The 10,156-nt window shown below is 67.5% G+C and carries 12 protein-coding genes; all 12 read left to right on the top strand.

Annotation, left to right across the window (positions count from 1 at the left end; translation table 11 throughout):
* Positions 1–129: 129 nt before the first annotated feature.
* Complete coding sequence (flgB, locus tag C5O18_RS02895; RefSeq protein ID WP_105191362.1) at positions 130–543, top strand: flagellar basal body rod protein FlgB; 414 nt, start codon at positions 130–132, stop codon at positions 541–543.
* A 2-nt stretch (positions 544–545) separates the two neighbouring features.
* Positions 546–944: a flagellar basal body rod protein FlgC gene (gene flgC / locus C5O18_RS02900; RefSeq protein WP_241146714.1), complete on the top strand. Its 399-nt coding sequence runs from the start codon at positions 546–548 to the stop codon at positions 942–944.
* Between the two features lie 14 nt (positions 945–958).
* Entirely contained in the window at positions 959–1,633 is a 675-nt protein-coding gene (locus C5O18_RS02905) for a flagellar hook assembly protein FlgD (RefSeq protein WP_105191364.1), read from the top strand.
* A gap of 41 nt (positions 1,634–1,674) precedes the next feature.
* The gene (gene flgE, locus C5O18_RS02910; RefSeq protein WP_105191365.1) at positions 1,675–2,970 is read left to right on the top strand and encodes a flagellar hook protein FlgE; all 1,296 of its coding nucleotides are present in this window, start codon (positions 1,675–1,677) and stop codon (positions 2,968–2,970) included.
* Between the two features lie 26 nt (positions 2,971–2,996).
* Complete coding sequence (locus tag C5O18_RS02915) at positions 2,997–3,737, top strand: flagellar basal body rod protein FlgF (RefSeq protein ID WP_105191366.1); 741 nt, start codon at positions 2,997–2,999, stop codon at positions 3,735–3,737.
* A gap of 16 nt (positions 3,738–3,753) precedes the next feature.
* Positions 3,754–4,539: a flagellar basal-body rod protein FlgG gene (flgG, locus tag C5O18_RS02920; RefSeq protein ID WP_105191367.1), complete on the top strand. Its 786-nt coding sequence runs from the start codon at positions 3,754–3,756 to the stop codon at positions 4,537–4,539.
* 73 nt (positions 4,540–4,612) lie between these two features.
* Positions 4,613–5,287 (top strand): flagellar basal body L-ring protein FlgH, encoded by a 675-nt coding sequence (flgH, locus tag C5O18_RS02925; protein WP_206389698.1) that lies wholly within the window; start codon positions 4,613–4,615, stop codon positions 5,285–5,287.
* Positions 5,288–5,311: 24 nt separating this feature from the next.
* Positions 5,312–6,439: a flagellar basal body P-ring protein FlgI gene (locus C5O18_RS02930; protein WP_105191369.1), complete on the top strand. Its 1,128-nt coding sequence runs from the start codon at positions 5,312–5,314 to the stop codon at positions 6,437–6,439.
* A gap of 14 nt (positions 6,440–6,453) precedes the next feature.
* Positions 6,454–6,816 carry a rod-binding protein gene (locus tag C5O18_RS02935; protein ID WP_105191370.1) on the top strand — a complete coding sequence of 121 codons (363 nt, stop codon included), beginning with the start codon at positions 6,454–6,456 and terminating at the stop codon, positions 6,814–6,816.
* 60 nt (positions 6,817–6,876) lie between these two features.
* Entirely contained in the window at positions 6,877–8,478 is a 1,602-nt protein-coding gene (gene flgK, locus C5O18_RS02940) for a flagellar hook-associated protein FlgK (RefSeq protein WP_206389699.1), read from the top strand.
* 15 nt (positions 8,479–8,493) lie between these two features.
* The gene (gene flgL, locus C5O18_RS02945; RefSeq protein WP_105191372.1) at positions 8,494–9,393 is read left to right on the top strand and encodes a flagellar hook-associated protein FlgL; all 900 of its coding nucleotides are present in this window, start codon (positions 8,494–8,496) and stop codon (positions 9,391–9,393) included.
* A gap of 94 nt (positions 9,394–9,487) precedes the next feature.
* The coding region (locus C5O18_RS02950) for a hypothetical protein (protein ID WP_146089183.1) at positions 9,488–10,156 on the top strand (669 nt) is incomplete at its 3' end.

Consider the following 10,156-nt stretch of genomic DNA (forward strand, 5'->3'; position numbering starts at 1 on the left):
GTGCCGAGATTTCTTTCTATGTGATTGATAGATAAAAAATAAAATGCCATGGCACAGCGATTGCTTGGATGCCCTGCAAACGCAATATCGACCACGGGCCGACAGGCTTTAGGGCAGGAAGGGAAAAAAATGGCGATCAGCTTCGACAAGGCACTGGGGGTACATGAGCAAGCGCTCATGCTGCGTTCGCAGCGCAACGAAGTGCTGGCCACCAATATCGCCAACGCCGACACGCCGAACTTCAAGGCCCGTGACATCGACTTCCGCGCAGCCATGGCCGCGGTCTCTGCGCCGGGCACCGATGTGCAGCTGACGCGCACGCAGGGCGGCCACATGGATATCAATGGCAGCACCGCCATGTCGCCGCTGGAAGCCCAGCTCAAGTACCGCACGCCGTACCAGCCGACGCTGGACGGCAACACCGTCGAGACGCACGTGGAGCAGGCGGTCTATGCCCAGAACGCGGTCGACTACCAGGCATCGCTGCGCTTCCTCGGCGGCAAGTTCCTGTCGCTGAAAAGCGCCATCACCGGAGGTCGCTGACCATGGCCAGCATCTTTGACATCGCCGGCTCTGCCATGAACGCGCAGATGCTGCGGCTCAACACCACGGCCAGCAACATGGCCAACGTCGACACCGTCAGCGGCAGCGAGGCCACCGCCTACCGCGCCCGCCAGACCGTGTTCGAGACCGTCATGAGCCAGGCCGCCGGCGGGCCGGTGGCGGTGCCGCAGATCGTCGAGAGTCAGGCGCCGGTGATGAAGCGCTACGAACCCGGCCATCCCAGGGCCGATGGCGACGGCTACGTCTACGGCTCCAACGTCAGCGCCGTCGAGGAGATGGCCAACATGATCTCGGCCTCGCGCAACTACCAGAGCAATGCAGAAGTCTTCAACACCACCAAGAGCCTGATGCTGCGCACGCTGCAGCTCGGCCAGCAGTAACCCGGGAGAGGGGCATGGACATCGATTACGTGCAGAACCTGCTGAACCCCAAGACCACCACCGAGACCACGCGCAAGAAGGACATCTCGGGGCTGACTTCGGAAGACTTCATGACCCTGATGCTCAAGCAGCTGCAGAGCCAGGACCCGCTGAAGCCGACCGACAATACCCAGTTCATCGCGCAGATGGCCCAGCTCACCTCGGTCAGCGGCATCTCCGAAATGAACGAGAGCATGACCGACATGATCGACACCCTGCGCGGCTCGCAGATGCTGTCGGCGGCCAGCCTGGTTGGCCGCGAGGTTCTGGTCGAGTCGAACACCATCGCCATCGACGCCTCCAGTCCCGACCTGGTCGGCGAAATCGAGCTGAGCGCCAAGGCCACGTCGGTGGACATCGAGATCAAGAACGCCGCCGGCGTCACCGTGCGCCGCCTGCATGCCGCCGATCAGGCCGCCGGTCCGCTGGTGTTCGGCTGGGACGGCACCGACGAGAACGGCAGCAAGGTCGCCGACGGCCAGTACAGCATTTCCGCCACCGCCACCATCAGCGGCAAGACCGAGGCGCTGACCACGCTGGTGCGCGCGCCGGTGACCGGCGTGACCATGTCCGGCACCGGTGGTGCCGCCCAGCTGCAGCTGCAGGGCCTGGGCAGCAAGAGCCTTTCCGACATCAAGGAGGTGGGCTGAGGCCCGCCTGACCTGACCGAACCCACCCACGGAGACACACCATGACTTTCCGTACTGCGCTCAGCGGCCTCAATGCGGCATCCACCCACCTGGATGTCACCGCGCACAACATCGCCAACGTCAACACCGCCGGCTTCAAGTCGTCGCGCATCCTGTTCTCGGATGTCTACGCCACCGCCGCCAACGACCTGTCGTCGACCTCCACCGGCTCCGGCGTGCAGATCTCCTCGATCAGCCAGAAGTTCGGCCAGGGCAATATCGACTTCACCAACAACAACCTCGACATGGCCATCAGCGGCGAGGGTTTCTTCGTCATGAAGGGACGCGAAGGCATCGTCTACAGCCGCGCCGGCGCCTTCTCGGTCGATCGCGAAGGCTATGTGGTCAACGATGACAGCCAGCGCCTGCAGGTGTACCCGGTCTCCGAGACCGGCGACTTCGCCACCGGTGCGCTCAGCGACCTGCGCCTGCTGACCACGGAGAGCCCGCCGCAGGCCACCGGCAGCGTCGACATCGGCGTCAACCTGCCGGCCAATGCCAGTGTGCCGGGCACCACCGACAGCAACGGCTTCACCGCCTACGCCTTCGACGCCACCAACCCGGCGACCTACAACCACGCCACCTCGATGACGGTCTACGACTCGCTCGGCACGCCGCACACCGCCACGGTCTACTTCGTAAAGATGCAGGCCGATGCCGCGGCCACGCCGCCGGTGGCCGAGAACACCTGGACCCAGCGTCTGTTCATTGACGGCACCGAACGCGGCACACCGCAGGTCATGAGCTTCGACTCGGCCACCGGCAAGCTGCGCGTGGGCCAGGGCGGTGTCGACCTTTCCGGCTCGCTGCCGACGGTCACGGTGACCGGCGCCGAGCTCGGCACCGGCGCCTCCAATATGAGCCTGAGCTTCAATTACATCGAGTCCACCCAGTACGGGCAGCAGTTCGGCGTCAACAGCCTGTTCCAGGACGGCTACACCACCGGGCGCATGACCGGCATCGAGGTCGACAACTCCGGCGTGGTGTCGGCGCGCTTCACCAACGGCCAGCTCAAGCTGCTCGGACAGGTGGCCATTGCCATCTTCTCCAACCCGCACGGCCTGCAGCAGATGGGCGAGACACAGTGGGCCGAGACCTACACCTCGGGCGGTCCGCGCCTGGGCCAGGCCGGCACCTCGAACTTCGGCCTGGTGCAGGCCGGCGCGCTGGAGGCATCGAACGTGGACCTGACCGAGCAGCTGGTGGAAATGATCACCGCGCAGCGCAACTTCCAGGCCAACGCGCAGATGATCTCGACCGCCGACCAGCTCACCCAGACCATCATCAACCTGCGCTGATGACGCGCTGAGGCGGGGAGGTCGTCATGGATCACATGCTCTACATCGGCATGGCCGGCGCGCGTGCCAGCCAGCAGGCGCAGACCACGCTGATCAACAACCTGGCGAATGCCAGCACGGCGGGCTTCCGCGCCGACTTCCACGCCCTGCTCAGCAACGAGGTGGCGGGCCCGGGTCATGCCTCGCGCATCAACCCGGTGTCCGCCGAGCGCTACAGCCAGCTCACGCCCGGCAACGTGGCGCAGACCGGCCGCGACCTCGATGTCGCGATCAGCGGCAGCGGCTGGCTGGCGGTCGAGGATGCCACCGGCGCCGAGGCCTACAGCCGTCGCGGCGACCTGCAGCTCACCGCCGACGGGCGTCTGCTCAACGGTGCCGGCCAGCAGCTGCTGGGCGACAACGGCCCGGTGGTCATTCCGCCGCACGGCAGCATGACCATCGGCCAGGACGGCACCATCTCCATCGTGCCGCTGGGGCAGGGCCCGAACACGCTGGCGGTGGTCGACCGTCTGCGCCTGGTCACGCTCGACGAGCAGCAGGTGATCAAGGGCGATGACGGGCTGATGCGCCAGCGCGACGGCGAGCCCGGCCAGGCCTCGGCCTCGGTGCAGCTGGTGTCCGGTGCCCTGGAGGGCTCCAACGTCAACGCCGTCGCCGCCATGGTGGACATGATCAACCTGTCCAGAACCTACGAAATGCAGGTGAAGATGATGCAGACCGCCAAGGACATGGCGGACAGCGGAACCCGCCTGATGCGCCTGGAATAACCCCGGAGGAAACGCCATGAATCCCGCCCTGTGGGTCGCCAAGACCGGCCTCGATGCCCAGCAGACACGCATGCAGGTGGTCAGCAACAACCTGGCCAACGCCAACACCACCGGCTTCAAGAAAGACCGCGCGGTGTTCGAGGACCTGCTCTACCAGAACGTCCGCCAGGCTGGCGGCCAGTCCACGCAGCAGACGCGCCTGCCCACCGGCATGCACCTCGGCACCGGCGTGCGCGTGGCCGCCAGCGAAAAGATCCACCAGCAGGGCACGGTGTCGCAGACCGGCAACTCGCTGGATGTCGCCATCGACGGCCGCGGCTTCTTCCAGATCCGCCTGCCGGACGGCACCGCCGCCTACACCCGCGACGGCAATTTCGAGCTCGATGACCAGGGCCAGCTGGTGACCTCCAGCGGCTATGTTGTCGAGCCCGGCATCACCGTGCCGCAGGGTGCGCAGTCGGTGACCATCGGCAGCGACGGCACGGTGTCGGTGAAGATGAACGGCGAGGCCGCGGCGGCGCAGATCGGCAGCCTGCAGCTCACCGACTTCACCAATGCCGCCGGCCTCATGCCGCGCGGCGCCAACCTCTACGTCGAGACCGCCGCCAGCGGCGCGCCGCAGACCGGCACGCCGGGCCTGAACGGCATCGGCACCATCCAGCAGGGTGCGCTGGAGGCGTCGAACGTCAACGTGGTCGAGGAGCTGGTCAACATGATCGAGACCCAGCGCGCCTACGAGATGAACTCCAAGGCCATCTCCACCACCGACCAGATGCTGCAGTACCTGACCAACAACGTCTGACGCCGGCAGGGCCGGGTGCACGGGGCATCCCGGACGGCCCGGCGGGGTCGGGGCGGCCATGGGGAGAAACGCCATGAACAACATGCTGTCGCGCGTCATCGCCGCCGGAGCGCTGCTCCTGCTGGCCGGCTGCGCACACAACCACCAGGTGGTCGCCGGCGATCCGTCGTGGCGGCCGGCGGTGCCGCAGGCGGTGCCGCCGAGCGCGGCCACGCCGGGTGCCATCTTCCAGTCCGGGCGGGTACAGAACCTGTTCGTGGACCAGCGCGGCATGCAGGTCGGCGACATCGTCACCATCTACCTGGAAGAGCGCACCGACGCCAGCAAGCAGTCCTCCACCAGCACCGCCAAGGACAACAGCCTGACCATTCCGGGCACCGCCATCATCGCCGGCAAGGCGCTGCCGCGTCTGGAGACCGGCCTGAAGTCGGAGCAGGACTTCAGCGGCAAGGGCAGCAGCAGCCAGAGCAACCGCCTCAGCGGCAGCATCACGGTGACGGTGGCCGAGGTCATGGCCAACGGCAACCTGCGCGTGGTCGGCGAGAAGTGGGTCACGCTCAACCAGGGCGAGGAGTTCATCCGCCTCGCCGGTGTCATCCGGCCCATCGACATCGCGCCCGACAACAGCCTGCCGTCGTGGAAGGTGGCCGATGCCCGCATCACCTACAGCGGCAAGGGCGCGCTCAACGATGCCAACGCCATGGGCTGGCTCGGCCGCGCCTTCCAGTCACTGCTGTCACCGTTCTGACGGCCCGACGGAGATTTGACAGTCATGAACTCCCGTTTCCCGAGCAGTCTCAAGGCCCTGGCGCTGATCGCCGCCGTCGTCCTGCCCATGCTGCCCGCGCTGGCGCAGGCCGAGCGCGTCAAGGACCTGGTCAGCATCTCCGGCGTGCGCGGCAACCAGCTGGTCGGCTACGGCCTGGTGGTCGGCCTCGCCGGCACCGGCGACCAGACCAGCCAGGCCCAGTTCACCATCCAGAGCATCCGCAACATGCTGTCGCGCTTCGGCGTCAAGGTGCCGGACAACATCAACCCGCAGCTCAAGAACGTGGCCGCGGTCATGGTCCACGCCACGCTGCCGCCGTTCGCCAAGCCCGGCCAGAATATCGATGTCACCGTGTCCTCGATCGGCAACGCCGGCTCGCTGCGCGGCGGCAGCCTGCTGATGACGCCGCTGACCGGCGCCGACGGCCAGATCTACGCCATGGCCCAGGGCAGCCTGCTGGTCGGCGGCATGGGCGCCTCCGGCCAGGACGGCTCGCGCATCACCGTCAACGTGCCCAGCGCCGGCCGCATTCCCGGCGGCGCCAGCGTTGAGCGCCAGGCCCCGGGCCAGGTCGCGGTCAACGGCCAGATCCAGCTCAACCTCAACAGCCCGGATTTCACCACCGCCAACCGCCTGGTCGAGGAGATCAACCGCAACCTCGGCGAGGGCGTGGCGCGCGCCATGGACGCCACCACGGTGGCGGTGCAGGGGCCGGCCGACCCGGACCGCCAGATCAGCTTCATCTCCATTCTCGAGAACATGGAGATCAAGCCGGCCGAGGCGCCCGCGCGCGTGGTGGTGAACTCCCGCACCGGCACCATCGTCATCGGCGGCACCGTGCGCACGCTGCCGGCGGCGGTGACCCACGGCTCGCTCACCGTGACCATCAAGGAAAACCCGCGCGTCAGCCAGCCGGCGCCGTTCTCGCAGGGCCAGACCGCCATCGTGCCGGACTCCACCATCGCGGTGGAGCAGGCGACGCCGCGCATGTTCAAGCTCGACACCGGCAACACGCTGGATGACGTGGTGCGCGCCATCAACGCCGTCGGCGCCGCGCCGTCCGATCTGGTCGCCATCCTCGAAGCGCTGAGCCAGGCCGGCGCCTTGCGCGCCGAACTGATCGTGATCTGACCCGGAGGCCCGCCATGGACACCAGCAGCGGCATTCTCTTTCACGATCCCAACGGGCTGCGCGGCCTGAAGACGGAGGCCGTCAAGGATCCGTCGTCTGCGCTGCTGCCGGTGGCGCGCCAGTTCGAGTCGGTGTTCCTGCAGATGATGCTGAAGAGCATGCGTGACGCGGTGCCGGAAAGCGGCCTGTTCAGCAGTGACAGCGAGAAGGTCTACCGCGACATGTTCGACAATCAGATGGCCGTGAACCTGTCGGAAAAGGGTGGCATAGGCCTTGCAGAAACCATGGTCAGACAGCTGGCACCGTCAGCGGAAAGTCAGTCCCTGCAGGCCAGCCTGCGGCGGCCGGATTCAAGTTCGGATGGCACCGACCGATAGTGCCGGCATGACCGCGACGCGCGGGCCGGCCGACGAGAGAGCAGGATCATGAGCGGAGCAATGAGCACGGCGCTGTCGGCGCTGGTGTCGTACCAGAAGGCCCTGGCCACCACCAGCCACAACGTGGCCAACGTCAACACCGAGGGCTACAGCCGCCAGGTAACGAACTTCGGCACCCGCGTGGTCAGCGCCAACACGGCGGTCAGCATCGGCTCCGGCGTGCAGGTGTCATCGGTCAAGCGCGCCTACGACCAGTATGCGGTCGAGCAGGTGCGCACCTACACCTCGGGCTTCGCGCGCGCGCAGACCTACGCCACCATGTCGGCACAGGCCGAGACCGTCATTTCCGACAGCACCAGCGGCGTGGAAGCGGCCATGTCGCGCTTCTTCGATGCCATCCAGGATGTCGCCACCGATCCGTCCTCCACCTCCGCGCGCCGGGTGCTGATCAACGAGGGCGGGGCGCTGGTCAGCCGCCTGCAGGACATCGATGCCCAGCTCCAGCAGCTCAGCAGCGATGTCGACGCGCGCCTGCGCGCTTCGGTGGGCGAGATCAACGGCCTCGCCACGCGGATTGCCGACCTCAACAAGCAGATCGCCAGCAGCGGCAGTAATGCGGACTTCCCGGCCAACGACCTGCTGGATTCCCGCGACCAGGCCATCCTGGAGCTGAACAAGCTGGTCAAGGTCAGCACGGTGACCCAGGCCGACGGCGCCGTGAACATCTTCATCGGCAGCGGCCAGTCGCTGGTGCTGGGCGCCAATGCTCAGAGCCTGTCGGTGTCGGCCAGCCGCTACGACCCGACCCAGGCCGAGATCACGCTCCCGGACGGCGGCGTCATCACCAGTTTCATCGAGGGTGGCAGCCTCGGCGGCCTGCTCGATTTCCGCGACGAGATCCTGGCGCCGGCGCGCGGCCAGCTCGGTCTGCTGACCTATGCCCTCGGCAGCGAAATGAACCGTCTGCAGGCGCAGGGCCTGGACCTGTCCGGCAATCCCGGACAGGACTTCTTCACGCTGCCGGGCCCCACGGTGCAGACCAGCGCCGGCAACCAGGGCTCGGCCGCGCTCACGGCCGAGATCGGCGACATTGCCAAGCTCACCGGCGGCGACTATGTCGCGGTCGCCGATGGCGCGGGCGGCTACACGCTGATGACCCAGCCCGGCGGCAAGGCGGTGAATCCGGCCGATGTCGGCCTGACCCTGACGCTGTCCGGCAGCGCCGCCGCCGGCGACAGCTTCCTGATCCGCCCGACCGCCGATGTCACCGCCGGCTGGTCGATGAACCTGACCCAGGCCAGCGAGATCGCCGCCGCCGCCAACGATGGCAGCTTCGGTGTCGGCGACAACCGCAACGCCCTCGCCATGGTGGCGCTGGAAGACAAGGCGCTGCTGTTCGGCGGTCGCACCAGCCTGGCCAGCCAGATCAAGGGCATGGTCAGCGACATCGCGACCTCGGTGCGTTCGGCCGAGACCGCCGGGACCGCACAGGCCACCCTGCTGGCGCAGGCCGAGGCCCGCCAGCAGTCGGTGTCCGGCGTCAATCTCGATGAAGAGGCCGCCAACCTGATGAAGTATCAGCAGGCGTATTCGGCCGCCGCCCAGGTGGCGGCCACGGCCAACGCGCTGTTCCAGACCATGCTCGACGCCTTCCGGCGCTGAGCGGGGAGACTGACCATGAGAATCTCCACATCGCAGTGGTACGCCCAGAGCCTGGGCAGCATGCTGAGCCAGCAGAAGTCGCTGACCGAGACCCAGCTCCAGCTGGCCTCCGGCAAGCGCATCCTGCGGCCTTCCGACGATCCGGTGGCGGCGACCCGCGCGCTGGACGTGTCGCGCACCCTCGGCAAGCTCGAGCAGTACGGCCGCAACGCCAGCCAGGTGCAGGGTCGTCTGATGCAGGAGGAGACCGCGCTGACCAGCAGTCTCACGCAGCTGCAGCGCGCCCGCGAGCTGACCATCCAGGCCAACACCGACAGCCTCAGCGACAGCGACCGCGAAGCCATCGCCAAGGAGCTGCACCAGCTGCACGACGCCGTGCTGCAGCTGGCCAACAGCCGCGATGGCTCGGGCAGGTACCTGTTCGGCGGCTACGCCGAGGACCAGGCGCCCTACGATGCCAGCGGCAATCCGGTGCTGGACGCCAATGGCGATCCGGTGGCCAGCGGCCAGCGCCGCATCGACACCGGGGTGTCCAGCAATATCGCCGATGCCGACCCGGCCTCCAGCGTGTTCGCCTATGACGGCCGCGACATCCTCGCCGACCTGAAGGCGCTGGCGACGGCGGTGGAAACCTCCGACCGCGCCGCCATGGCCAGCGGCATCACCAGCATGGATGGCGCCATCGCGCAGCTGTCCGACGTGCGCACCGACATCGGCGCGCGCCTGCAGCAGCTCGCGCTGCAGGAAGACATCCGCGCCGAATCCTCGCTGCAGCTGTCCGGCACCCTGTCCGACCTGCAGGACCTGGACTATGCCGAGGCCATCTCGCGCTTCAACCAGCAGCTGACCGGGCTGCAGGCGGCCCAGCAGGTGTTCGGCAAGGTGCAGGGGCTGTCGCTGTTCAATTACCTGTGATGGCGCGCCGCCCTCCGCGGGCACCGCGTCATGACATGACCACCATACCGGCAGGGGCGGGGCCCGTGCCGGACGCGCGACAAGGAGAACGCTCATGCTGATCAGGGAGACGGACAGGCAGCGCCTGCTGCTGATCGACCGGCTTTTGCGGCAACAGAACCATCAGCAGCTGGAGCAGGTCATCGTGGCCGAGGCCGCGCGCGGGCTGTTCACCATCGAGGTGCTGGGCGCGGCGCGTGCGCTCAGGCTGGCACCGGTGGTCATCTACCTGGCCACGCTGGGGGTCGAGAACCTGCCCGATGCCGGTGGCCATGCCTTGTGGCTGGCCGTGTACCAGTCCATCGCCAAGGGTGCGGAGACGGAGGCTTTCCGCCGCCTGCAGGACCGCCTGCCGGTCAAGTGGGTGACGCGCATGGTGATGGCCGGCGACACCATCGATATGGCGGCGCTGGCGCGCTGCAAGGGCAAGCCGGACGACTGGCTGACCGCCTTCGAGCTGGCCGTCGACCAGCACCGCTTCGACCTCTTCGAGCGTCTGGTCGAGCAGGGCGTGCGCCGCAAGGCCACGATCGAGGACTGGCTGAATCTCGCCAAGATGATGATGCCGCGCCAGCCGCTGCTGGCGCGCCTGCGCGACCTCGAACCGCTGGGGCGCAGCTATGCGCGCATGCGCGGGCAGTTGCCGGCCATTGCCGAGCTTGCCAACAGCCGCAGCCTGCTGGCGCTGCAGGCGGCGCGCTGCCTGGCGCAATCGGGCGACCAC

It is taken from the genome of Amnimonas aquatica (genome assembly GCF_002943415.1).
GTDB lineage: Bacteria > Pseudomonadota > Gammaproteobacteria > Pseudomonadales > Moraxellaceae > Perlucidibaca > Perlucidibaca aquatica_A.